At 64.7% G+C, this 22932-nt stretch carries 24 protein-coding genes; 11 read left to right on the top strand and 13 right to left on the bottom strand.

All coding sequences use genetic code 11. From position 1 onward, the window contains the following. The gene (locus IE100_RS00240; protein WP_189372060.1) at positions 1 to 261 is read left to right on the top strand and encodes a hypothetical protein; all 261 of its coding nucleotides are present in this window, start codon (positions 1 to 3) and stop codon (positions 259 to 261) included. 135 nt (positions 262 to 396) lie between these two features. Further along, entirely contained in the window at positions 397 to 1344 is a 948-nt protein-coding gene (locus IE100_RS00235) for a GGDEF domain-containing protein (protein ID WP_189372059.1), read from the top strand. Positions 1345 to 1556: 212 nt separating this feature from the next. Here the strand turns inward: IE100_RS00235 and groL are convergent, their stop codons facing one another. After that, a complete protein-coding gene (gene groL / locus IE100_RS00230; protein ID WP_189372058.1) occupies positions 1557 to 3164 on the bottom strand; it encodes a chaperonin GroEL in 1608 nt (535 codons plus the stop codon). 584 nt (positions 3165 to 3748) lie between these two features. After that, positions 3749 to 4435, bottom strand: a complete 687-nt coding sequence (locus IE100_RS00225; protein ID WP_229800154.1) for a LysE family translocator — start codon at positions 4433 to 4435, stop codon at positions 3749 to 3751. A gap of 120 nt (positions 4436 to 4555) precedes the next feature. Here IE100_RS00225 and IE100_RS00220 point away from each other — a divergent pair, with 120 nt between their 5' ends. Then, positions 4556 to 5407 (top strand): LysR substrate-binding domain-containing protein, encoded by an 852-nt coding sequence (locus IE100_RS00220; protein WP_189372057.1) that lies wholly within the window; start codon positions 4556 to 4558, stop codon positions 5405 to 5407. A gap of 325 nt (positions 5408 to 5732) precedes the next feature. Here the strand turns inward: IE100_RS00220 and IE100_RS00215 are convergent, their stop codons facing one another. The 3 genes from IE100_RS00215 to IE100_RS00205 form a co-directional block, all read right to left on the bottom strand. After that, positions 5733 to 6278 (bottom strand): antibiotic biosynthesis monooxygenase, encoded by a 546-nt coding sequence (locus tag IE100_RS00215; RefSeq protein WP_189372056.1) that lies wholly within the window; start codon positions 6276 to 6278, stop codon positions 5733 to 5735. Positions 6279 to 6349: 71 nt separating this feature from the next. Further along, a complete protein-coding gene (ycaC, locus tag IE100_RS00210) occupies positions 6350 to 6976 on the bottom strand; it encodes an isochorismate family cysteine hydrolase YcaC (RefSeq protein ID WP_189372055.1) in 627 nt (208 codons plus the stop codon). 217 nt (positions 6977 to 7193) lie between these two features. Then, the gene (locus IE100_RS00205; protein WP_189372054.1) at positions 7194 to 8057 is read right to left on the bottom strand and encodes a pirin family protein; all 864 of its coding nucleotides are present in this window, start codon (positions 8055 to 8057) and stop codon (positions 7194 to 7196) included. 95 nt (positions 8058 to 8152) lie between these two features. Here IE100_RS00205 and IE100_RS00200 point away from each other — a divergent pair, with 95 nt between their 5' ends. From IE100_RS00200 to glpD, 8 genes are all read left to right on the top strand, one after another. Next, entirely contained in the window at positions 8153 to 9040 is an 888-nt protein-coding gene (locus IE100_RS00200) for a LysR family transcriptional regulator (RefSeq protein WP_189372053.1), read from the top strand. Between the two features lie 335 nt (positions 9041 to 9375). After that, positions 9376 to 9981 (top strand): TetR/AcrR family transcriptional regulator, encoded by a 606-nt coding sequence (locus IE100_RS00195; RefSeq protein WP_189372052.1) that lies wholly within the window; start codon positions 9376 to 9378, stop codon positions 9979 to 9981. Between the two features lie 230 nt (positions 9982 to 10211). Then, positions 10212 to 11306: an alkene reductase gene (locus IE100_RS00190; RefSeq protein ID WP_189372051.1), complete on the top strand. Its 1095-nt coding sequence runs from the start codon at positions 10212 to 10214 to the stop codon at positions 11304 to 11306. Between the two features lie 61 nt (positions 11307 to 11367). Next, complete coding sequence (locus tag IE100_RS00185) at positions 11368 to 12051, top strand: type 1 glutamine amidotransferase domain-containing protein (protein WP_189372050.1); 684 nt, start codon at positions 11368 to 11370, stop codon at positions 12049 to 12051. Between the two features lie 101 nt (positions 12052 to 12152). Then, on the top strand, positions 12153 to 13091 hold the full coding sequence (locus tag IE100_RS00180; RefSeq protein WP_189372049.1) for a diacylglycerol/lipid kinase family protein: 939 nt from the start codon (positions 12153 to 12155) through the stop codon (positions 13089 to 13091). A 301-nt stretch (positions 13092 to 13392) separates the two neighbouring features. Next, on the top strand, positions 13393 to 14895 hold the full coding sequence (glpK, locus tag IE100_RS00175) for a glycerol kinase GlpK (RefSeq protein WP_189372048.1): 1503 nt from the start codon (positions 13393 to 13395) through the stop codon (positions 14893 to 14895). A gap of 106 nt (positions 14896 to 15001) precedes the next feature. After that, positions 15002 to 15706, top strand: coding sequence for an MIP/aquaporin family protein (locus tag IE100_RS00170; protein WP_189353380.1), 705 nt, complete (start codon positions 15002 to 15004; stop codon positions 15704 to 15706). 220 nt (positions 15707 to 15926) lie between these two features. Further along, a complete protein-coding gene (gene glpD / locus IE100_RS00165; protein ID WP_189372047.1) occupies positions 15927 to 17450 on the top strand; it encodes a glycerol-3-phosphate dehydrogenase in 1524 nt (507 codons plus the stop codon). Between the two features lie 24 nt (positions 17451 to 17474). Here glpD and IE100_RS00160 read toward each other — a convergent pair whose 3' ends face one another. The 8 genes from IE100_RS00160 to gmhB all read right to left on the bottom strand — a co-directional run bounded on the left by IE100_RS00160 (position 17475) and on the right by gmhB (position 22798). Beyond that, positions 17475 to 18113 (bottom strand): LysE family translocator, encoded by a 639-nt coding sequence (locus IE100_RS00160; protein WP_189372046.1) that lies wholly within the window; start codon positions 18111 to 18113, stop codon positions 17475 to 17477. Between the two features lie 58 nt (positions 18114 to 18171). Continuing rightward, complete coding sequence (locus IE100_RS00155) at positions 18172 to 18975, bottom strand: SDR family NAD(P)-dependent oxidoreductase (protein WP_189372045.1); 804 nt, start codon at positions 18973 to 18975, stop codon at positions 18172 to 18174. Positions 18976 to 19035: 60 nt separating this feature from the next. Further along, positions 19036 to 19410: a MerR family transcriptional regulator gene (locus IE100_RS00150; RefSeq protein ID WP_189372044.1), complete on the bottom strand. Its 375-nt coding sequence runs from the start codon at positions 19408 to 19410 to the stop codon at positions 19036 to 19038. Further along, entirely contained in the window at positions 19410 to 20174 is a 765-nt protein-coding gene (locus tag IE100_RS00145; protein ID WP_189372043.1) for a DeoR/GlpR family DNA-binding transcription regulator, read from the bottom strand. The genes IE100_RS00150 and IE100_RS00145 overlap by 1 nt, the downstream gene beginning before the upstream one ends. A gap of 130 nt (positions 20175 to 20304) precedes the next feature. Continuing rightward, positions 20305 to 20694, bottom strand: a complete 390-nt coding sequence (gene gloA, locus IE100_RS00140; RefSeq protein ID WP_189372042.1) for a lactoylglutathione lyase — start codon at positions 20692 to 20694, stop codon at positions 20305 to 20307. A 110-nt stretch (positions 20695 to 20804) separates the two neighbouring features. After that, complete coding sequence (locus IE100_RS00135) at positions 20805 to 21518, bottom strand: M48 family metallopeptidase (protein ID WP_189372041.1); 714 nt, start codon at positions 21516 to 21518, stop codon at positions 20805 to 20807. Beyond that, positions 21493 to 22248 (bottom strand): lysophospholipid acyltransferase family protein, encoded by a 756-nt coding sequence (locus IE100_RS00130; RefSeq protein WP_189372040.1) that lies wholly within the window; start codon positions 22246 to 22248, stop codon positions 21493 to 21495. Before IE100_RS00130 ends, IE100_RS00135 begins: the two co-directional genes overlap by 26 nt. A 7-nt stretch (positions 22249 to 22255) precedes the next feature. Next, positions 22256 to 22798 (bottom strand): D-glycero-beta-D-manno-heptose 1,7-bisphosphate 7-phosphatase, encoded by a 543-nt coding sequence (gene gmhB, locus IE100_RS00125; RefSeq protein WP_189372039.1) that lies wholly within the window; start codon positions 22796 to 22798, stop codon positions 22256 to 22258. Between the last annotated feature and the right edge of the window lie 134 nt (positions 22799 to 22932).

Here is a 22932-nt window from a genome sequence, read left to right as displayed (position 1 = left end):
GTGTCCGCCGCAATCCGGCGAACCGTTGGTCTGGATGGAGGGTGTGCCCCCTCCTGCCTGTTGAACCTGGGTTCAAAAGCAAATTACCAACAATTCCATACCCGCGAGGTATTTAATAAATACCCTGACCATATTGAAAACAGGAGATTGGCAAAGAAGAAAAAACACGCCACAAAAACAAAAGCACGAAAAAATAAAGAATCATTCTCCAGATCAAGCAACGGAAAAAATAAGGATTTTATTAAACAAGCAAGCTATTAACATAGTGCCGCCATCGAACACGCTGCCGCGCGGCAATGGCATACTGTGGCCTGCGCCATGGGCAGGCCGCGGCGTTCGGCCCCGACCAATGCGCCCAGCCGCCCCGACCCGACACCGTTCAAGCAGAGGTGAATCATGTCCGACGTCAGCGAACTCAGCAGCGACAACGCGGTTTATAAAACCCTTCTGGAGTCGACCAAGGCCATCCCGTGGAAAATCGACTGGGCCACCATGCAATTCGCCTACATCGGCCCGCAAATCGAGGCCTTGCTGGGCTGGAGCCAGGAAAGCTGGGCGTCCGCAAACGACTGGGCGCAGCGCATCCATCCGGAGGACCGCGACAAGGTGGTGAACTTCTGCGTGGCGCAATCCCAGGCCGGGGTCGACCACGAAGCCGACTACCGGGCGCTGACCAGGGAGAACGGCTACGTGTGGATACGCGATGTCGTCCACGTGGTGCGCAACGCACAGGGCGAGGTCGAATCGCTGATCGGCTTCATGTTCGATATCAGCGAGCGCAAGAAGACGGAAGAAAAACTGCTGGTGCTGCAAAAAGAGCTGGAAGCGCTGTCGTTCAAGGACGGACTGACCGGCATCGCCAACCGGCGCCGCTTCGACAGCGGCCTGGAAATGGAATGGGAAAGCATGCGCAACAGCCGCCTGCCGCTGTCGCTGATCCTGCTCGATGTCGACTTTTTCAAGCAGTTCAACGACCTGTACGGGCACATCGCGGGCGACCAGTGCCTGACCCGCATCGCGCAGACGCTGAACCTGGCGCTGGCCGGCCCGCGCGATCTGGTCGCGCGTTACGGCGGCGAGGAATTCATCATCATGCTGCCGGAAACCGACGCCAGCGGGGCGCAGCGCGTCGCCGAGCGCTGCCAGCGCCTGATCGAGAAACTGGCGATCGCCCACTCGCAATCGCCGCACGACGAGCGAGTCACCGTCAGCATCGGCGTCGGCACCGTGCTGCCCGGCGACCGGCTGACCACCACCGACTTCATCCAGGCGGTGGACCGGCAACTGTATGTCGCCAAGCAAAACGGCCGCAACCGGATCGAGACGCTGCAGATCGCGTCCTGAGGTGGGGGATGGGTGGGTGGCGATTGCACGCACGGGGGAGGAATCATGGCGGTTGCGCGGTAACGGACAACCCGCCATTGGGCCTGAGCGGCCACTTGTGCTGCCTCAATTTTTCGTGGAATGTCCCACATCACGGTGCAGTAAGCTGCCCCCCTCTCAGATGCGGGCTGTAGTGGTCAAGCATGTCCGCACATGGATAAAGGTGCCCCCCTTCAATACTCACCCATTTCTCCCACGCCCAACGGCACCGGCAGTTCGGCGATCATGCAGTCGGTGGTCAGCAGCAGGCCGGCAATCGACGCCGCGTTCTGCAAAGCCGAGCGGGTGACCTTGGCCGGATCGATCACCCCCATCTCGAGCATGTCACCGTAGAGGTCTTCGGCCACGTTATAGCCGAAACCGCTCTCGCCTTCATCCACCTTGTGCACGATTACCGACGCATCCAGGCCGGCGTTGGCGACGATCTGGCGCAGCGGCTCTTCCAGAGCGCGGTACACAATCTTGACACCGGCATCTTGCTCTAGGTTTGGGCTGCGCAAATGCTCCAACACGCGGCGCGCACGCAACAGCGCCACACCGCCCCCTGGTACGATGCCCTCTTCCACCGCCGCACGTGTCGCATGCAGCGCATCGTCCACACGTGAGCGACGCTCCTTCATCTCGGTTTCGGTGGCTGCGCCCACCTTGATCACCGCCACACCGCCGGCCAGCTTGGCTAGCCGTTCCTTGAGCCTGTCCCTGTCGTAGCCCGGCTTGCTTGTTTCCAGCTCGGCACGCAGCTGGGCGATGCGCGCATCAATGCGTTCGCGTGGGCCGGCGCCATTGACGATAGTGGTATTGTCTTTGTCTATCTCGATGCGCTTGGCCTCGCCGAGCTGTTCGAGCGTGACATGGTCAAGCACCAACCCCGTTTCCTCCGACACCAATGTGGCGCCGGTGATGGCTGCGATGTCCTCCATCATGGCGGCGCGCCGGGCCCCGAAGCCGGGAGCCTTAACCGCACAAGTCTTGAGCGTGCCGCGCATGCTGTTGACCACCAGTGTGGCGAGTGCTTCGCCCTCCACGTCCTCAGCCACAATCAACAGCGGCTTGCCGGTCTTGTGCACGGCATCGAGCATGGGCAGGATGTCCTGGATCGAGGAGATTTTCTTGCTGTAGAGCAGCACGAAGGCATCTTCCAGCACCGCGTTCTGCTTGTCCGGGTTGTTGACGAAATACGGCGACAAGTAGCCACGATCGAACTGCATGCCCTCGACCACTTCGAGCTCGCTGGACAAGCCCGAGCCCTCTTCCACCGTGATGGCGCCATCCGGGCCGACGTGGTCCATCGCCTCGGCGATCAACTGGCCGATGGCCAGGTCCGAGTTGGCCGAGATCGCGCTCACCTGGGCGATAGCCTTGCTACCGCGACATGGCTTGGCCAAGCGCTTGAGTTCGGCCACCACCGTATCCACGGCCAACTCGATGCCACGCTTGATGTCCATTGGGTTGAGGTCGGCCACCACGTATTTCATCCCCTCGTTAACGATGGCTTGTGCCAGCGTGGTGGCGGTTGTGGTGCCGTCGCCGGCCACGTCGCTGGTGCGGCTGGCGACCTCCTTGAGCATCTGTGCGCCCATGTTCTCGAACGGGTCAGCCAACGTGATATTGCGCGCCACCACTACCCCGGAGTTGGCCACCAGCGGCACGGAGCCCTGGTCGATGATCACGTTTCGCCCGCGCGGCCCTAGCGTAATCTTGACCGCGTCAGCCAGCATGTTGACGCCGGCCACCATCTTGGCGCGTGCCTCATCGTGAAAGATTAGGGATTTGGTAGGCATGGCAGAACCCTCCGAGAGGTCGTGCCTGCCATGAACGGTATCACCAGCCACTGGTGCCTTCGTCTGTAGCGCGATTCACAACAGGCTTTGTGGTTCCTTTCAACTTAGCACGTAGCTACCCAATCGCCTTGATCCAGCCCAGAAAGCCGAGGCGAAGATAGCTCATGGAAGTCATGCTCACCCAACCTGATGCAAGGTGGGTCTATCCCACGGCCCGATGCGTTCATGGCAGCTTTCACCTCGAAAGCCGCCATCTTTACTTTGGAGAAGGAAGGTCGGTTTTGGCCGACTCACAAGAGGGCAGAGGCAGATCATCGGCCAAAGCGACCTCCTGCACCATCTGCCCCGAGCGACCGCTCAGAGCCACCTATCTGCCATTGCCTTTACTTCGAAGCCGAAGGTCTGCTTTCCGTCCCTTAGACCGCGAACCATGTCGTCTGCGTGCTAATTATCAGTAGCTGGCCAGCACAAATACGCCCGAGGTCGCGATGCATTCGAGGCACAGCCCTCTGGCAAGTACAGCCAAATCAATACTTGTCCTTGATACCGTGTGCGGCGTCGTGATGGTGTTGCACGGTGTGGACTCAGCGCCAAGCCTGCAGTGCCATTTCCCCGCTGAGGGCAAGCAGAGTTCCCCCCATCAGCAAACGCTGCACGAGTAGCCAACCCGGGCGACAAGACAGAAACTGCGCCATCCTGCCGGAAAATAACGCCACACTGCCATTGACCAAGGCAAACACCACAATCAGCAAGGAACCCAACAACAAGGATTGCTGTAGGACATGACCACGCTGGTGGTCGATGAATTGCGGCAGTAGGGTCAGGAAAATCATCGCCAGTTTGGGATTGAGCAGGCTGGTGCTGGCGCCCATTACAAACAGCTTGCTTGGACGCTCCTGCGGCAACTGTCCGCGAATCTGCAAGGGCGACTGACCACCCGGCCGGATGGCATGCCAGCCAAGGTAAGCCAGATATGCCGCCCCCCCTGCACCCAGGACGCGGGCAGCATAGGGCAGCGTTTGGAAGAAAGCGGTGATACCAAATGCTGCGCCAAACATATAGAACAGATAGCCAATGAGCACGCCACCGAGCGAAATCAGCCCAGCCCTCCGTCCCTGCGCAATGGAGCGAGAAATCACATAGACCATATTGGGACCCGGTGTGATCGCCATCATGGTGCCAACCGTCAGAAATCCATAAAGCGAAGCAGCTTCTTGCATCTTGATCGCTCCCATCCGTTTTTCGCGAATATCCGTAAAAAGTTCTTGCACACATCAGTCGAAAGACCAGCCGTAGCGCATCGAACTTGGTCAATGGCAATGAGTATTCGACGCCGACATGATTTAGTAAAACCAATTAAACTTAACTGATTATTCAGATTTGCTGATCAAATGAAAAAACTGGATTTGGACGTACTCGCCATGCTGGTAGCCGTGGCAGATAGTGGCAGCTTCATTGCCGGTGCCGAGCAGGTACACCGCTCGCCATCTGCACTCAGCATGCAGATCAAGGCGCTGGAAGCCGCACTGGGGAAGCCATTGTTCATTCGAAACACCCGCAATCTGGTGCTAACGCCAGATGGCCATACCCTGCTGGGCTATGCCCGCCAGATGCTGGCGTTGCGCGATGAGGCATGGGCCGAGATGGTCCGTCCGGAAATCAGGGGCCGCGTACGCATAGGCATGCCGGACGACTATGCCGCCTCCCTGCTGCCACCGGTATTGAGGAAGTTCTCGGTCACTTACCCCAGAGTCGAGATTCAGGTCGTCGGCCGGCCCAGCCATGAGTTGGCGCTGCAAATCAAAGACAACACGCTCGACCTAGCGTGCATCACCAGAACCAAAGGCTGCGCAGGGGAGTTCATCCGCCTGGAACCCATGGTATGGGTTGGATCGGCAGCAAGCCGACCAATATGGAAGGAGCGCCCTCTGCCCATCGCCGTGTTTGCTGAAGGCAGCGTCGCCCGCGCCAACGCCATCAAGGCGCTGCAGGGGGCCAGCATCCCCTATCGCATGTCGTACGAAAGCCCCAGCATTCAAGGTCTGGTGAGCATGGTCGATGCCGGTCTGGCGATTGCTCCGCTGGCACGTTGCGGGGTCCCTGCGCATTTGATTCAGCTGGGCGTGGCCGAGGGCTTGCCTCGCCTGGCGGAACTGGAAATGGTCCTGGCGCGCAGTGCACACTCCACAAGACCACCTTGCGATTTTCTTGCCGAATTGATTTTCCAGGAATTGCGGTATTGAACGCCCGGAGTGGCGCCATCGCGCCGGCATGCCTTAAGCCCCGAAAAACGAACACGTGGTGCCGTGACGGTAGGCTAAATTTGGGATGGTGTGGCAGGACACTTTTGGCCCGTCAGCTGCCACGCTAGCTCAAGCTCATGAAGGCCTGCTTCGGCCGACTTACTGCCAGCCACAGGGAACAGAGGCAGATCATCGGCAAAGCCGCCCTTCGCATGCCACCTGAAAGGTGGTTGCTTTCATAATGAAGGCAGCCATGAAAGTATCTGGCAAACAAGGGGCGATTCACACCGGCGAAGGTCATGGTGGCAGTCCAGCAAGTCACCTTTCAGTGGAACAGCCAACGTGCCACTAGGCGCGTGTAGCGGGGCATGATGACGTAGACCATCAGATAGACAATGACCAACACAACGATCAATCCCTGCACGGGTGGCCACTGCCGCAGGGGAGCCAAGTTCAGTAGCGGTGACAGCAGCCAGGGCACAATCTGTGTCAGCGGGTAGATGGCCGACAGGGTGATGAGAAACTGCTTGAATGGTTTGGCGCGCAGCGGCACAACACTGGGGGGCGTGAACCAGAATTCCAGACCGGTCTCGACCTCCGACTCCTGTACCGATTCCAGCCAGGGATGCGCACGCTCCATGAAACTGTTGCGCGTGGCAGAGTCGATCCAGTCTGCCAGGTGCTCATGGCTGTCGAAGCGTAATAGCATGGTGTAGGGTGTGCCCGCCCCATGTGGACGGATGATGGAGACTCCCATGTGACCAGGAAACTGCCGACCCGCCTTAGCGATGTCTTTCAGCCAGGCTTCGTATTCGGGCACCGCGTCGGTGCGCACATGGTGCTGGATCAGGAGGGTGACGGAGTGGTCCATATTGCTCTCAATTCGGGTACGGTGGTGATGCTCAACGGCGGCAGGCCCCGGTCACCCGGGGCCATTGTTGTTTACTTGCTGTTTTGGACGGTGGTGTAGCTGTTGATCAGGTTGCGGTAGTCGGGGATGTGGTTGGCAAACAGCGTGCCCAGACCCTCAATATCGTTGCGCCAGTCGCGGTGCAGTTCGCAGGCGACGCCGAACCAGGTCATCAGCTGGGCGCCGGCGCTGGACATGCGATCCCAAGCCGAGTGACGGGTCACTTCATTGAAGGTGCCGGAGGCATCGGTCACCACGAATACCTCGTAGCCTTCCGCCAGTGCGGACAATGCCGGGAAGGCGACGCAGACCTCGGTGACGATGCCGGCGATGATCAGCTGTTTCTTGCCGGTGGCCTTCACCGCCGCCACGAAGTCTTCATTGTCCCAGGCGTTGATCTGACCAGGCCGGGCGATGTAGGGCGCGTCCGGGAAGGTGTCCTTCAGCTCGCTCATCAGCGGGCCGTTCGGACCGTTCTCGAAGCTGGTGGTCAGGATGGTGGGCAGCTTGAAGTAGCTAGCCAGATCCGCCAGCGCCAGCACGTTGTTGCGGAACTTGTCCGGGTCGATGTCCCGAACGAGGGAAGACAGACCGGCCTGGTGATCGACCAGCAGCACGGCGGCGTTGTTCTTGTCGAGTTTGACGTAGGGCTTGCTCATGGGAATGCTCCTTTTCACAGGTGAACCGTACTGCGGGAAATCCGACACGGTGGTGCTTTTCCCGGCTTGCGTTGCCTGGCCGTCGCGGGCGATCAGCAACAGGTAAACCGGGAAAATTCTGGTATTGATCTCCACCACGCACTGCCAGCATCAGACGAACCGATGCCGGACAGGCGGGGGGCGGCTGAGCGCATGCTCCTGCCGTTGTCGCATGGGGCTAGCCGATGCGCCCGAAGCGGCCACTATTGAAGTCATCGATTGCCTGGCGGATTTCCGCTTCGCTGTTCATCACGAAGGGGCCGTAGCCCACCACGGGCTCACCCAGTGGCTCGCCGTTGAGCAGCAGCAGCGTGCTGTCTTCGAGCACGTCAAACACCAGGCGGCTGCCGGCGCGCTCCATCACCGCCAGTTCGGCACCGTGAACCTCGTGCTGATCACTGAGACGGATGGCCCCGTGCCGCACGAACAAGGCCGTGGCGTGTCCTTCCGGCAGCTCGAACGCCACTTGATGGCCGGCCTTCAGCCGCAGATCCCAGACATTCATCGGCGTGAAGGTGTGCGCCGCGCCGGCAGTGCCGTCGTAATTACCGGCAATTACGCGTGCCTGGCCGGCTCCGTGCGGCAACGCCACGGTGGGGATCTGCCCGGCGGTAATGCCCTGGTAGCCGGGTGCGGCCAACTTGTCCTTCGCCGGCAGGTTGACCCACAGCTGGATCATCTCGAAGGCGCCGCCCTGGCTGGCGAAATCGGGGCTGTGGTATTCCTCGTGGATCAGGCCGGATGCCGCGGTCATCCATTGCACATCGCCCGGGCCGATGGTGCCGCCGCCACCCGACGAGTCGCGGTGCGATACGCCGCCTTCGTAGACGATGGTTACCGTTTCGAAGCCGCGGTGCGGGTGCTGGCCAACACCGAGCTTGCTGGTGGTGGGCGGAAAGGTGGCCGGGCCGGCGTAGTCCATCAACAGGAACGGGGACATTTCCTCGGCGATATCGCGATAGGAAAAGATGCCCCTGACCGGGAAGCCATCCCCGACCCAATGACTGCCGCTGCCGCGTTTGATGAATGCCAGCTGTTTCATGACTGCTCTCCTTGAGTGGATGCAGTTACTGTAGAAGGCTGACTGATCGCGCACTAGATGGTTAAATACGAAAACATTTTCCAACTGGTTGCATAATGGATCTCAATCAAGCAGCGGTATTCGTCAAGGTGGTGCAGGTTGGCAGTTTCAGTGCCGCCGCCCGCCTGCTAGGCCTGCCGACCTCCACGGTGAGCAATCGGGTGGCGACCCTGGAAAAACGGCTGGGGGTGACGCTGCTGCAACGCACGACGCGGCAGCTCAAGCTGACCGAGGCCGGCGAGCTGTACTACGAACACGCGTCTACCGGCCTGGCGCACATGCTGGATGCGGAATCGGTGGTGACCGAATCGATTGGCGAGCCAAGGGGTGTACTGCGTGTCACCGCGCCTGCCGACCTTGGCGACCAACTGCTGTCCCGCATCGCCCAGCAAGTGCGGCACCACTACCCGAAAGTCAGCATCGACATGCTGCTGGTGGATCGCTACGTCGACCTGATCGCCGAAGGGGTGGATGTGGCCATTCGTACCGGAGCACTCAGGGACTCCAGCCTGATCGCCAAGTATGCGGGCGTTGCGCAGTGGGTACCGTTTGCCAGCCCCGACTATCTGAAAACCGCGCCGCTACTCGATATGCCGCAGGCGCTGCGGCATCACCGCTGCCTGCAGTTCACTCCGCTGGGCAGGGACAGCTGGACCCTGAAAGGCGAAACCGGCAGTGTGACAGTGCCGATGACCGGCCAGGTGCAGGTCAACGATATCCGGGTGATTCGCGCCCTGGCACAGGCGGGAGAAGGAGTTGCCCTGCTGCCGCTTTACCTGTGCAAGGAAGACTGCGCGGAAGACCGCCTGGTGCGCGTGTTACCGGAGTGGTACGCCAAGGCAGACCCTGTCCACATCGTCTACCCCCGCCAACGCTTCATGGCGCCGAAACTGCGGGCCTTTATTGACCTGGCCATACAAGAGCTGGCCTTGTGGCTGGCATGAGTCATATTGGCCCGCCCCCCTGATCAGCCCCCATCGAGCTATACCGGCCAAAACAGGGTGCATCGCCCCTCGTTTACTAGATACTTTTACGGCTGCTGCCTGATTGGAGGCAGCCATCTTTTATCTGGCATGCGAAGGACCGCTTCGGCCGAACTTCAGACGCACGCTCAATGATCAAGATCGTTCACCAAGACTCGATAAAGACTACTGGCATTCGCCTCCCCAGCACTGGTTTTCGACTTCACTGTCTTGTTTTTGGCTTCATTTGCACGGAAAACCACCCTGCCCCAATACAGTGCTTGACAACAAGACGACCGGTCTAATAAATTGAAGGTATGTCACGTCAAAGCCTATACCCCGATACCCGCGAACACATCCTTGCCGTCGGCGAGGTGCTGATCCACGGCCGCAGTTTTACCGCGCTGGGCCTGTCCGAGCTGCTGGCTGAGGCCAAGGTGCCGAAGGGGTCGTTCTATCACTACTTCAAGTCGAAGGAAGACTTCGGGGTGGCGTTGCTGGCGCGCTACTTCTCCGCTTACCGCGAGCGGGTTGGCGATCTGCTGACCGATAGCCAGCAGGGCAATGGCCGCGAACGGCTGCTGGCCTACTTCCAGCAATGGCTGGACAACCACGCCAGCTGCGAATCGCAAAGCTGCCTGGCGGTGAAACTGGCGGCCGAGGTGTCCGACATGTCGGAGCCGATGCGCGTGGCGCTGAGCGAGGGCATGGACGCCATCGTGCGCAAGCTGGCAGCCTGCATCCGCAGCGGCCAGCAGGACGGCTCGATCAAGCCGCAGCTGCCGGCCGATGACACCGCCTATGCGCTGTACAGCCTGTGGCTGGGCGCGGCGCTGATGTACAAGACCCAGCACAGTCTGGCGCCGCTGCAGGCGGCGATGGTCCACACCCAAGGCCTGCTGTTGCCCTGCAACGCCGCCTGAGACACGCAGTACCGTTCGCCGCGGGCGAGCGGTTTTTTATGGCCCCAACTTAGACGACCGGTCTATTAGTTGATTTGGAAATCTGATGCCAGCAACCAGGCAACCGCAGCCAGCCCGCGCAGCGCGCGGCCAACGTTGGCCGCAAACCGTTTTACCCACCCCTGCCCGCCGGCGGGGGCCTTAGCCACACCCGCATTGCCGCCTCTTTAACCGAAAAAGGACCACGCCCCATGCAAGCCGACAAACTGCTGACCCCGCTGCACCTCGGTGCCGTTACCCTCGCCAACCGCGTGCTGATGGCGCCGCTGACCCGCCTGCGCAATACCGAGCCGGGCGACGTGCCGACCGCGCTGGCGACCGACTACTACCGCCAGCGCGCCGGCGCCGGCCTGATCATCAACGAAGGCACCCACATCTCGCCGACCGCCAAGGGCTACGCTGGCGCGCCGGGCATCTACAGCGAGGAACAGGTGCGCGCCTGGCGCGAGGTGACCGACGCGGTGCACGCCGAAGGCGGCAAGATCGCCATCCAGCTGTGGCACACCGGCCGCATCTCGCACAGCAGCCTGCAGCCGAACGGCGACGCGCCACTGGCGCCGTCGGCCATCAAGGCCGACAGCAACACCAATATCCGCGACGAGAACGGCCAGCTGGTGCGCGCCCCCACCTCCACCCCGCGCGCGCTGGAAACCGCCGAGATCGCCGACCTGATCGAGGACTACCGCCGCGCCACCGACAACGCGCGCCGCGCCGGCTTCGACCTGGTGGAGATCCACGGCGCCCACGGCTACCTGCTGGACCAGTTCCTGTCGCCTGCGGCCAACCAGCGCACAGACCAGTACGGCGGCAGCGTCGAGAACCGCGCCCGCATCGTGCTGGAAGTGCTGGATGCGGTGATCGCCGAGTGGGACGCCACCCACGTCGGCATCCGCCTGTCGCCGCTGGGCGTGTTCAACGGACTGTCCGAGACCGACCAGCAGGAGATGGCGCTGTACCTGATAGCCGAGATCGCCAAGCGCAATATCGCCTTCCTGCACCTGTCGGAGCCGGACTGGGCCGGCGGCCCCGCGTGGCCGGACGAGTTCCGCCGTGCCGTGCGCGCCATCTATCCACACCCCATCATCGCCGCCGGCGGCTATACCGTAGACAAGGCCGAGCAACTGATCGGCGCCGGGCTGATCGACGCGGTGGCCTTCGGCCGTCCGTTCATCGCCAACCCGGACCTGCCGGCCCGCTTCGCCCGCGGCGCCGAGCTGAACCCGCCGCGCCCGGAAAGCTTCTACGGCGGCGGCGCCGAAGGCTACACCGACTACCCGGCGCTGTAATGCCCCCAGGGTTGGCCGCAACGCTTGCGGCCAACCTGGTACCCGATTACTGGAGACGCCCATGAAACACGTACTGTTTGTCCTCACCAGCCACGACCGGCTCGGCGACAGCGGCCACAAGACCGGCTTCTGGATCGAGGAATTCGCCGCCCCCTACTACGCGCTGGCCGATGCCGGCGTCGCCATCACCCTCGCCTCGCCGCGCGGCGGGCAGCCGCCGATCGACCCGAAAAGCGCCGACCCCGCGTTCGGCACCCCGGCCACCGAGCGCTTCAATGCCGACGCCACGCTGCAGGCGCGGCTGGCGGAAACGCTGCCGCTGGACAGCATCGACGCCGGCCTCTACGACGCGGTGTTCTACCCCGGCGGCCACGGCCCGCTGTGGGATCTGGTCGACAATGCCGACTCGCAGCGCCTGATCGCCGCCACCGTCGCCGCCGGCAAACCGGTGGCCGCGGTGTGCCACGCGCCGGCGGTGCTGGTCAATGTCGTGGGGGCCGACGGCAAGGCGCTGGTCGCCGGCAAGCGCGTCACCGGCTTCAGCAACAGCGAGGAAGAGGCGGTGCAGCTCACCGGCATCGTGCCGCTGCTGCTGGAAGACGCCTTGCAGGCACGCGGCGCCCGTTACGAGAAAGGCGCCGACTGGGCGCCGTTCCTCGTCGAGGACGGTCTGCTGATCACCGGCCAGAATCCGGCCTCGTCCGAAGCCGTCGCCCACGCGCTGCTGGCCAGGCTGAACGCCTGAGTCCGCCCCAAGGTTGGCCGCAACGCTTGCGGCCAACCTTGCAGCATTGCACGAGCGCGCGATGGCGGCATAATGGCGCGATCTGCATCGCGGTTCCCACCATGTCCCCGTCTACGCCCGCCTCCCGCATCGTGTTCATCATCCACGGCCGCCACTGCCCCGACGGCCTGCCGCAGCAGCTGCTGCAACCGTTTCGCGACCGCTTTGCCGTCGACGTGCTGCTGACCACCTCGGCCAGCAGCGCCACCCGCCTCGCGCGCGAGGCGGCGCTGTCCGGCGCGCGCTGGGTGATCGCCGTCGGCGGCGACGGCACCGTGCACGAGGTGGTCAACGGCCTGATGAGCGTGCCGGCGGCGCAGCGGCAGCAGCTGGCGCTGGGAGTACTGCCCAGCGGCACCGGCAACGACTTCGTGCGCACGCTGGGCAGCGGCCGCCACAGCGACGACTTGCTGGCGCTGATCGCCGCCGGCCACGCCTACCCGCTGGACCTGATCCGCGTCACCACCCGCGGCAACGACGGCCAGCCGCAGGTGCGCTGGTGCAACAACATCGCCTCGCTCGGCATCAGCAGCGACATCGTGCGGCGGGTCAAGCGGCTGCCGGCGTGGCTGCCGGCCAGTGCCGCCTTCTCCAGCGCGGTGCTGGCGGCGCTGCTGCGCTTCCGGCCGCGACCGATGCGGCTGACGCTGGATGGCGAGGCCATCGCCGGCCGTTTCCTGTGCCTGTCGGTGGCCAACGGCCGCTACTTCGGCAGCGGGCTGGGCATTGCGCCGCAGGCCAGCGTCAACGACGGCCTGTTCGAGCTGGTGCTGATCCGCGACGGCAACGGTCTGGACTTCCTGCGCCTGCTGCCGCAACTGCGCGCGGCGCAGCCGCTGCGCGACCCGCGGGTGCGCTACCTGCGCGGCCGCCAGCTGCAGGTGGACGGCGCGGCGGCGGACTGCCCGCTGGAGCTGGACGGCGAGCTGTGCGGCAGCGCACCGGTCACGTTCGAACTGGTGCCGGCCGCCTTGCGGTGCCTGATGCCGCCACCCGGCTGAGGCCTTGCGGCCAACCTTTGCACTGCAACATCCGCACAACGCCCGTTCTGCGCGTTCCATGCCGTTTTCCGCACCGGAAAACGGCATTTTTGCCTTGCATCGCAACAACTTGTAGCCGCGCGACTACACCACACTCCGCACCGCAACATCCGGGCTTTGTGTCAATTTTTTGACGACGCGAATTGACAGCGACTTTGGCGGCACTACAATTCGAACGAAAGCAAAAACAACAAAATAAACACAAAAACAAACAGCAAAGAAACAACTCACAACACGGCCAGCGGCCGAGGAGACTTCTCAAATGCAAGATCAATTCATTCTGGCGCTGGATCAGGGCACGACCAGCTCCCGGGCAATTGTATTCAACCGCAGTGGCGACATCGTCGCCTCGGCACAGAAGGAATTCCGCCAGATCTACCCGCAGCCGGGCTGGGTCGAGCACGACGCGATGGAGATCTGGGCCGGCCAGGTCGGCGTGGCCGCCGAGGCGCTGGCGCGCGCCGGCATCCCCGGCAGCAAGATCGCCGCGGTCGGCATCACCAACCAGCGCGAAACCACGGTGGTGTGGGACCGCGACACCGGCCAGCCGGTGTACAACGCCATCGTGTGGCAGGACCGCCGCACCGCGCCGTTCTGCGACGAGATCCGCGAGCGCGGCCTGGCCGACACCATCCGCAACAAGACCGGCCTCCTGGTCGACTCCTACTTCTCCGCCACCAAGGTGCGCTGGATCCTGGACAACGTGCCCGGCGCCCGCGAGCGCGCCAACGCCGGCAAGCTGGCCTTCGGCACCATCGACAGCTGGCTGATCTGGCAGCTGACCCACGGCGCGGTGCACGTCACCGACGTGTCCAACGCCTCGCGCACCATGCTGTACGACATCCACCGCCTGCAGTGGGACGACGAGCTGCTGGACATCATGGGCATCCCGGCCAGCATGCTGCCGCAGGTGAAAAGCTCCAGCGAAGTCTACGGCCACACCCACGCCGCGCACCTGGGCGTGTCGATCCCGATCGCCGGTGTCGCCGGTGACCAGCAGGCGGCGCTGTTCGGCCAGCAGTGCACCCTGCCTGGCATGGTGAAGAACACCTACGGCACCGGCTGCTTCATGATGATGAATACCGGCGACACCCCGATCGCGTCGCACAACAAGCTGCTGACCACCATCGCCTGGCAGGTCGGCGACAAGGTGCAGTACGCGCTGGAAGGCAGCATCTTCATCGGCGGCTCGGTGGTGAAATGGCTGCGCGACGGCCTCGGCATCATCAAGCACTCGCACGATGTCGGCCCGCTGGCGGCCGGGGTGAAGGACAGCGACGGCGTATACCTGGTACCGGCCTTCGCCGGGCTGGGCGCCCCGCACTGGAACTCCGACGCGCGCGGCACCCTGGTCGGCATGACGCAGGGCACCGGCGCCGCCCACATCGCCCGTGCCGCGCTGGACAGCATCGCGTTCCAGACCATGGACGTGCTGGGTGCGATGCAGGCCGACTCCGGCATCACCATCGCCGAGCTGCGCGTGGACGGCGGCGCCTGCGTCAACAACGTGCTGATGCAGTTCCAGAGCGACATCCTGGGCACCCAGGTCGCACGGCCGAAGATCACCGAGACCACCGCGCTGGGGGCGGCCTACCTCGCCGGCCTCGCCGTCGGCTACTGGCAGGGCACCGACGACATCCAGGGGCAGTGGCAGCTGGACACCCGCTTCTCGCCGCAGCTGGATGCCGCCACCGTCGATCGCTACGTCGCCGGCTGGCAGCGCGCCACCCGCGCCGCGATCAGCTGGGCCAACGACGTGGCCTGATCCAGACGCCGCGCCGGATAGCCTGACGCTGCCGGCGCGGCGCCCCGCCTATCCTGTTTTCCCGCGGTGGCAGCGTACTGCCCCGCGTTCGCGACGGAGTTTCAACATGAATCCACTATTCGGCGAATTCATCGGCACCGCGCTGCTGGTGCTGCTCGGCAACGGCGTGGTTGCCAACGTGATCCTGAAAGGGACCAAGGGCCATAACAGCGGCCTGATCGTGATCGCCTTCGGCTGGGCGATGGCGGTGTTTGTCGGCGTGTTCAGCGTCGCCGCCATCAGCGGCGCCCACCTCAACCCGGCGGTCACCGTCGCGCTGGCGGTGGCCGGCAAGTTTGCCTGGGCCGACGCACCCGGCTATATCGCGGCGCAGATGCTGGGCGGCATGGCCGGCGCGCTGTTGATGTGGCTGATCTACCGCGACCACTTCGACCATACCGACTGCGCCGACACCAAGCTGGCGGTGTTCTGCACCGGCCCGGCGATCCGCAGCACCGGCGGCAACCTGCTGTCGGAAGTGCTGGCCACCTTCGTGCTGGTGTTCGCCATCCTCAGCATGGTGGCGCCCAAGGTGTCGCTGGGCGCGATGGACGCGCTGCCGGTGGCCCTGCTGGTGCTGGGCATCGGCGTGTCGCTGGGCGGCACCACCGGCTACGCGATGAGCCCGGCGCGCGATCTGGCGCCGCGCATCATGCACGCCATCCTGCCGATCAAGGGCAAGCGCGACAGCGACTGGCGCTACAGCTGGGTGCCGGTGATCGGCTCGCTGCTGGGCGCAACGTTGGCCGCGGTGGCCCACAGCGTGGCCTGAGCCTGACACTGACGGCCCGCGCCACCGCGGCGCGGCCGTCCAGACGGACTGCACTCTCCCTCGACGCCTTCGGGCGTCTTTTTTTGCGCCGAACAAAAACACAAAACAAACATTTTTGATCGTTTAATGTTGCTTTTGTGTTCGTTTTTATCTATCTTCTATTATCAAGAGACAACAAGCGTCACGCCGTCAGGACGGGGCGCCGTGCAAAGGAAAGCTCGTGGAAAATTATGATCTGCTCGTGATCGGTGGCGGCATCAACGGCGCCGGCATCGCCCGTGACGCCGCCGGCCGCGGCCTGAAAGTGCTGCTCTGTGAAAAGGACGACCTGGCGGCGCACACCTCGTCGGCCAGCACCAAGCTGATCCACGGCGGCCTGCGCTACCTGGAATATTACGAATTCTCGCTGGTGCGCAAGGCGCTGCAGGAACGCGAAGGGCTGCTGGACGCCGCGCCGCACATCATGTGGCCGCTGCGCTTCGTGATGCCGCACGACGCCGAACAGCGCCCGGCGTGGCTGATCCGCTGCGGCCTGTTCCTGTACGACCACCTCGCCCGCCGCAAGCGCCTGCCCGGCAGCGAACGCATCCGCTTCGAGCACCACCCGGCCGGCAGCCCGCTGAAAAGCCGCTACCACCAGGGCTTCGTCTACTCCGACGGCTGGGTCAACGACGCGCGACTGGTGGTGCTCAACGCGATGGACGCCGCCGAGCGCGGCGCCGGCATCCGCACCCGCACCGCCTGTGTCGCCGCCCAGCGCGACGGCGACGGCTGGCTGTGCACGCTGGATGGCGAGCACGGCCGCCAGCAGGTGCGCGCCCGCGCGCTGGCCAACGCCGGCGGGCCGTGGGTGCAACAGCTCTTGGGCGGCGTGATCCACGCGCCGGCGCGCAAGGCGATCCGCCTGGTGAAGGGCAGCCACATCATCGTGAAGAAGCTGTTCGATCACGACTTTGCCTACATCTTCCAGAACCCGGACAAGCGCATCATCTTCGCCATTCCCTACGAACAGGACTTCACCCTGATCGGCACCACCGACGTCGAATACCACGACGATGCCGCGCGCGTCGCCATCGACAGCGACGAGATCGCCTACCTGTGCGCGATGAGCAACCGCTACTTCGCGCAGCAGATCGGCCCCGCCGACGTGGTCGCCACCTACTCCGGCGTGCGCCCGCTGCTGGACGACGAACACGACAACGCCAGCGGCGTCACCCGCGACTACGCGCTGGAGCTGGACAGCGACGGCGCGCCGCTGCTGTCGGTGTTCGGCGGCAAGATCACCACCTACCGCAAGCTGGCGGAACAGGCGGTCGACCAGCTGGCGCCGCTGTTGGGCAACACGCGCCCAAGCTGGACCGCCGGCCAGCACCTGCCCGGCGGCGACCTGCCCGGCGGCGACTTCGACGCCTTCGTGCGCAGCCTGCAGCAGGCCAAACCGTGGCTGCCGCCGGCGCTGGCCACGCGCCTGGCGCGCGCCTACGGCAGCCGCGTCTATCCGCTGCTGGGCACTGCGGCCAACCTTGCGGCGCTGGGCGCGGAAATCCAGCCCGGGCTGTTTGAAGCCGAGCTGCGCTATCTGGTGGACAAGGAGTGGGCGACGACGGCGGAAGACATCCTGTGGCGGCGCAGCAAGCTGCGCCTGCACCTGCCGGCCGGCGCCGAGGCCGCGGTAGAACGCTGGCTGGCGGCGTACCGCAACAGCCAGCCGGCAGGCAGTGTGCGCGAGACGCAGCCACACTGAGGGTAAAAGGTTGGCCGCAGCGTGTTACCCGGCACGCTGCGGCTGCAGCGCCATGCGTACGGCCAGCGCAGCCAGCACGCTGCCCATCACGTAGCGCTGCGCCGCCAGCCAGCGCGGCCTGGCGGCAAAGCCCGCGGCCAGACGGGCGGCAAACAGCACGATCAGCAGGTTGACCGCAAAACTGATGGCAATCTGAGTCAGCCCCAGCAGCAGGCTCTGCCGGAACACGCTGCCCGCCCCCGGCACGATGAACTGCGGCAGGATGGACAGGTAAAACACCGCGATCTTGGGGTTCAGCACATTGGTGAGGAAGCCCATCATGAACAGGCGCCGTGGCGAATCGGCCGTCAGGCTGCGCGTGGCAAAGGGCGAGCGCGCCCCCGGGCGCAGCGCCTGCCAGGCCAGCCACATCAGATAGGCGGCGCCCCCCCACTTCAGCACGGCATAGGCCAGCGGCACGGCCAGGAACAGCGCCGTCAGCCCCAGCGCGGCGGCCAGCATGTGCAAGAGGAAGCCGGCGACCACGCCCAGCAGCGAGATCATGCCGGCCTGGCGTCCCTGGCACAGGCTGCGCGACAGCAGGTAAAGCATATTGGGACCGGGGGTCAGCACCATCAGCAGTGCCGCACCGGCAAACAGCCACCACTGGGCTGAAGTCGCCATCTTGTTTCCTTTCAGGTAAGCGCATCCGTCGTCCGGCGGGCCGCACGCCCGCCGCCCCTCACGATACCTTTGGCATAATGCGTTTGGCAAACAGCGTCGCGACCAGCCGCGTCACCTGCCGCCGCGTCAGCCAGCGCGGCAACTGGACGGTCAGGTAGTTCATCCGGCCCGGCACGTGGTAGTGCCGCCCCGCGTCCAGCGCCCGCAGTGCCGACGCCACCACCGACTCCGGCGAGGCCGCCGCCATGCCCGACACGTCGGCGTTGGCCACCTCGGTAAAGCGGGTGCGGGTATTGCCCGGGCACAGCGCCAGAAAGCGCACGCCGCTGCCCTCGTACTCGGTGGCCAGCGCCTCGGTCAGGTGCAGCACGTAGGCCTTGGACGCGCCGTAAACCGCGATATACGGCAGGGGCTGGAACGCCGCAGTCGAGGCCACGTTGATCACCGCCCCCAGCCGGCGCGCCTGCATCGGCGGCAGCAACAGCCGCGTCAGCTCGGTCAGCGCCACGATGTTCAGCATCAGCATGCGCTGGTAGGTGTCGGCGCTTTCGTCGAGAAAATGGCGCCATTTGCCGAAGCCGGCATTGTTGACCAGCAGGTCCACCGTCCAGCCCGCGGCCGTGATCTCGGCGTACAGCGCGGCCGCCGCACCGGCTTGTGCCAGATCGGCGGGGATGACCAGCACCCGGATGCCGTGCCGGGCCCGCAGCTGCGCGGCCAGCTGTTGCAGCGCGTCGCCGGAACGGGCGGTGAGTATGAGGTGGCAGCCGCGCTGCGCCAGCGCCTCGGCAAAGCAGCGGCCGATACCGGAAGAGGCGCCGCTGACCAGCGCGGTCATGCGTGCAAAAGGCAGGGATGTCATCGCAAATGCTCCTGATGGGATAAGGAAGCATCAGCGTAAAGCTTGCCCTACAGGGCAAGGTCAAGTGCAGGTGACGGGGGCGGCGCCGTAATTCTGCAGCAGCTCGGCCTCCAGCTGCGCCAGCTGCTGCTGCAAGGCCTGCAGCCGTTGCAATTCCTGCTGGAAATGCCGCTGTTTCTGCCGGATCAGCTGCTGCGCCACCGCCAGCGGAAAACTGCCGGAGGCGGCCTTCAGTACCGCCAGCTCTTTCAGCTCCGCCAGGCTGAAGCCCACCGTCTGCGCGCGGCGGATCATGCCGACCAGGTGCACGTCCAGCGGCTGATAGACGCGGTAGTTGCCACGGCGCTGCGGCACCGGCAGCAAGCCCTGCGCCTCGTAGAGGCGGATCGCCTTGCGCGTGGCGCCGGTCAGCGCCGCCAGTTCGCCGATCAGCATCAGGCCGCCACCACCAGCCGGGTGTCGCCGGCGGCCAGCACCTCGGCCATTTCCGCGCTCACCGGCTGGTCGGTAAACAGCGCGTCCACCTGCGACAGGTGTCCCAGCTCCACCAGCGCCGGGCGGTCGAACTTGGAATGGTCGGCCGCCAGCCACACCTGGCGCGACTGCTGCATGATGGCCTGCGTGGTCAGCACCTCGCGGTAGTCGTAGTCGCGCAGCACGCCGCCGTGCTCGATACAGGACACGCCGATGATGCCGTAGTCGACCTTGAACTGGCGGATGAACTGCACCGTCGCCTCGCCGGTCAGGCCGCGGTCGCGCTTGCGCAGCGCGCCGCCGGCAACCAGCACCTCGCAGTCGGGGTAGTCGCACATCAGGTTGGCGATGTGGAAGTTGTTGGTGATCACGCGCAGGCCGCGGTGCTGGGAGAGCGCCTTGGCGACCTCCTCGGTGGTGGTGCCGAGGTTGATGAACAGCGAGGCGTTGTCGGGGATTTCCGCCGCCAGCGCGCGTGCGATGCGGCGCTTTTCCTCGATCATCAGCACCTGGCGCGCGTCGTAGGCGACGTTCTCGACGCTGGACAGCACGCTGGCGCCGCCGTGGTAGCGCTGCAGCAGCTTGTGTTCCGCCAGCAGCGTGATGTCGCGGCGGATGGTCTGGTGGGTGACGGCGAAATGGGCGGCCATTTTCTCGACCGCGACATAGCCCTCGCGGTTAACCCAGGCCAGCAGGTCTTTCTGACGTTGATTGAGGATCAGCATGCAAGCGGCACTTCCCTTATCCGAATGGCGTCCATTGTAACCGAGTCGCCGCCGCCGCTGCCCGCCGGCATGCAGACGGCACAACGGCCAGCCGCAGAACTGCGACTGGCCGTTGCTTATCCGTGTCGGCTTAGCGGGTGCCGCGCTGGATGAATTCGATCTTGTAGCCGTCCGGGTCCTCGACAAAGGCGATCACGGTCGTGCCGTGCTTCATCGGCCCCGCCTCGCGCACCACCTTGCCGCCCTTGGCGCGCACCGCGTCACAGGCGGCGTAGGCGTCGGCCACTTCCACCGCCAGGTGGCCGAAGGCGTTGCCCAGCTCATAGCTGTCGGTATCCCAGTTGTGGGTCAGCTCGATCACGCTGTTGCTGTCCTCGTCGCCGTAGCCGACGAAGGCCAGGGTGAAACGGCCGTCGGGGTAGTCGTGCTTGCGCAGCAGGCTCATGCCCAGCACCTCGGTGTAGAAGGCGATGGAGCGGTCGAGGTTGCCGACGCGGATCATGGTATGCAGCAGGCGCATGGTGTTCTCCGGAAAAGGTTGGCCGCAACAGGCAGCGAGGCAGATCAGATGGGGACGGCGGGCGCGAAAGCAAAGCCCGCGCCGGCCAGAACAGTGTGTTTGCGGGTCGCTCAGCCGTAGCGGAACAGGCTGTCGCCATGCTGCTTCAGCCACTGCCGCGCACCCTGCCAGCCGGGATAGAGGCGGCCGACCTCGGCCCAGAACGCCGGCGAATGGTTCATGTGCAAGAGGTGGGCCAGCTCGTGGGCGATCACGTAGTCGAGCACCGATTCCGGCGCCTGCACCAGCCGCCAGTTGAGGCGCACCACGCCGCGGCCGGTGCAGCTGCCCCAGCGCGTGCGTGCCGAGGACAGGCCCCAGCCGGACAGCGGCCGCGCCGCGCGCGGCTGCCACAACGCCAGCCGCGCGGCAAAGCGCTGCCGCGCCTCCTGCTGCAGATAGCCGACCACGCTGGCGGCCAGCCGTGCCGGCTGCTCCAGCATCGGCCCGGCCAGGTGCAGGGTGTCGCCGATCAGCTGCGCCTGGTGGCGGCTGGCGGCGACGCAGTGCAGGCGGTAGCTCTCGCCGCCCAGCAGCACCTGGCCCTGCGTCAGCGCGCGTTCGTCCTGCTCGGCGTGGTGGCGCGCCAGATGGCGAGCGATCCAGTCGCGCTTGCTGGCCAGCACCTCTTGCAGGTAGGCCAGCGGCACCGCCGGCGGCGCGATCAGCTCCACCTCGCCGTGTTTGATGCGGATGCCGACGCTCTGCCGCGCGCGGCGGATCAGACGCACCGTCACCGCGCCGTGCGGCAGCTGCAGGCTAAGCGGCGCGGGCTTTGCGTTCATCGGGGTGGGCAAACGGGCCGACGCCGCCGATCTCGCGCTGGCGCGCCTCGATCCACGCCTCCGCCTGCCGCGTCATCGCCTCCGGGCCGACATCGTCGCGCGGATAAATCGCCGGGCCGATCACCAGCGTGATCTCGCCCGGATGCTTAAGGAAGGCGTTGCGCGGCCAGAATTCGCCGGCGTTGTGCGCCACCGGCACCAGCGGCATGTCCAGCTGCTTCGCCATCCGCGCCGCGCCCAGCTTGTACTTGCCGGCCACGCCAGGACGGGTGCGGGTACCTTCCGGAAACACGCTGATCCAGAAGCCGTGCTGCTTGCGGTTGGTGCCCTGCTCCAGCATGCGGCGGTTGGCATTGGCGCGGTCGGAACGGTTGATGGTGATCGGGTTGGTCAGCGCCAGCCCCCAGCCGAAGAACGGGATCCACAGCAGTTCCTGCTTGGCGACGAACACCTGCGACGGGAAGATCTCCTGTAGCGCTAGCGTTTCCCAGCCGGACTGGTGCTTGGCGCAGATGATCGCCGGCTCCTTGACGATGTTCTCGGCGCCGATCACGCGATAGCGCAGGCCGACCACGTGCCACAGCAGCCAGGTCAGCAGCCGCGCCCAGCTCTCGCCGATCACGTGGCGGGTACGGCGTGGCAGCGGTGCGCCGATGAACAGACCGAGGAAGAACAGCGGCGTGACGATGGCCACCAGCAGCCAGTAGATCAGGTTACGAATCAGCAACATGGGCAGTTCAGTTTTCCAGGTTAATCAGGTAGTCGGCGGCGGCGAACAGGTTGTCGAACACCTGCGTGCCCTCCGGCAGGCCGCCCTTTTCCAGCGTGCGCAGGCCCTTGCCGGTCTTCACCAGCAGTGGCCGGCCGCCGACCGCGGCAATCGCCTGCAGATCGCGCAGGCTGTCGCCGATCATCGGCAGGCCTTCGCCGCGCACATTGAAGCGCGCCATGATGTCTTCGACCATGCCCGGCTGCGGCTTGCGGCAGCGGCACTGGTCGTCGGCGGTGTGCGGGCAGAACACCACCGCGTCGATGCGGCCACCGGCCTGCCCTACCAGCCGGTGCATCTTCTCGTGCATCGCGTTGAGCGCGTGCATGTCGAACAGGCCGCGACCGATGCCGGACTGGTTGGTGGCGACCACCACGTGCCAGCCGGCCTGGGTCAGGTTGGCGATGGCGTCGCAGCTCTTCGGCAGCGGCTGCCATTCCATGGTGTTTTTGACGAAATCGTCGCGATCTTCGTTGATCACGCCGTCACGATCGAGGATGACGAGTTTCAAGCAACACTCCTAGTTCTGGCCACGGTCACGACCGCAAGCCCCACAAAACCGGCAGCGTACCGCCGGCCATCGTGCCCGCCGCCCTGGCAACACAAACCGGAGCATCGTGCGATGCCCCGGTTTGCGGGGAGCCG

This window comes from Vogesella alkaliphila (assembly GCF_014652475.1).
Lineage (GTDB): Bacteria > Pseudomonadota > Gammaproteobacteria > Burkholderiales > Chromobacteriaceae > Vogesella > Vogesella alkaliphila.
Note: the sequence above shows the minus strand (reverse complement) of the source record. Positions and strands in the feature narration are given on the sequence as shown.

Coding starts and splice junctions, on each gene's coding strand:
- IE100_RS00235 (WP_189372059.1), top strand. CDS start 397: ATGTCCGACGTCAGCGAACTCAGCAGCGACAACGCGGTTTATAAAACC.
- groL (WP_189372058.1), bottom strand. CDS start 3,164: ATGCCTACCAAATCCCTAATCTTTCACGATGAGGCACGCGCCAAGATG.
- IE100_RS00220 (WP_189372057.1), top strand. CDS start 4,556: ATGAAAAAACTGGATTTGGACGTACTCGCCATGCTGGTAGCCGTGGCA.
- IE100_RS00215 (WP_189372056.1), bottom strand. CDS start 6,278: ATGGACCACTCCGTCACCCTCCTGATCCAGCACCATGTGCGCACCGAC.
- ycaC (WP_189372055.1), bottom strand. CDS start 6,976: ATGAGCAAGCCCTACGTCAAACTCGACAAGAACAACGCCGCCGTGCTG.
- IE100_RS00205 (WP_189372054.1), bottom strand. CDS start 8,057: ATGAAACAGCTGGCATTCATCAAACGCGGCAGCGGCAGTCATTGGGTC.
- IE100_RS00200 (WP_189372053.1), top strand. CDS start 8,153: ATGGATCTCAATCAAGCAGCGGTATTCGTCAAGGTGGTGCAGGTTGGC.
- IE100_RS00195 (WP_189372052.1), top strand. CDS start 9,376: ATGTCACGTCAAAGCCTATACCCCGATACCCGCGAACACATCCTTGCC.
- IE100_RS00190 (WP_189372051.1), top strand. CDS start 10,212: ATGCAAGCCGACAAACTGCTGACCCCGCTGCACCTCGGTGCCGTTACC.
- IE100_RS00185 (WP_189372050.1), top strand. CDS start 11,368: ATGAAACACGTACTGTTTGTCCTCACCAGCCACGACCGGCTCGGCGAC.
- IE100_RS00180 (WP_189372049.1), top strand. CDS start 12,153: ATGTCCCCGTCTACGCCCGCCTCCCGCATCGTGTTCATCATCCACGGC.
- glpK (WP_189372048.1), top strand. CDS start 13,393: ATGCAAGATCAATTCATTCTGGCGCTGGATCAGGGCACGACCAGCTCC.
- IE100_RS00170 (WP_189353380.1), top strand. CDS start 15,002: ATGAATCCACTATTCGGCGAATTCATCGGCACCGCGCTGCTGGTGCTG.
- IE100_RS00160 (WP_189372046.1), bottom strand. CDS start 18,113: ATGGCGACTTCAGCCCAGTGGTGGCTGTTTGCCGGTGCGGCACTGCTG.
- IE100_RS00155 (WP_189372045.1), bottom strand. CDS start 18,975: ATGACATCCCTGCCTTTTGCACGCATGACCGCGCTGGTCAGCGGCGCC.
- IE100_RS00150 (WP_189372044.1), bottom strand. CDS start 19,410: ATGCTGATCGGCGAACTGGCGGCGCTGACCGGCGCCACGCGCAAGGCG.
- IE100_RS00145 (WP_189372043.1), bottom strand. CDS start 20,174: ATGCTGATCCTCAATCAACGTCAGAAAGACCTGCTGGCCTGGGTTAAC.
- gloA (WP_189372042.1), bottom strand. CDS start 20,694: ATGCGCCTGCTGCATACCATGATCCGCGTCGGCAACCTCGACCGCTCC.
- IE100_RS00135 (WP_189372041.1), bottom strand. CDS start 21,518: ATGAACGCAAAGCCCGCGCCGCTTAGCCTGCAGCTGCCGCACGGCGCG.
- IE100_RS00130 (WP_189372040.1), bottom strand. CDS start 22,248: ATGTTGCTGATTCGTAACCTGATCTACTGGCTGCTGGTGGCCATCGTC.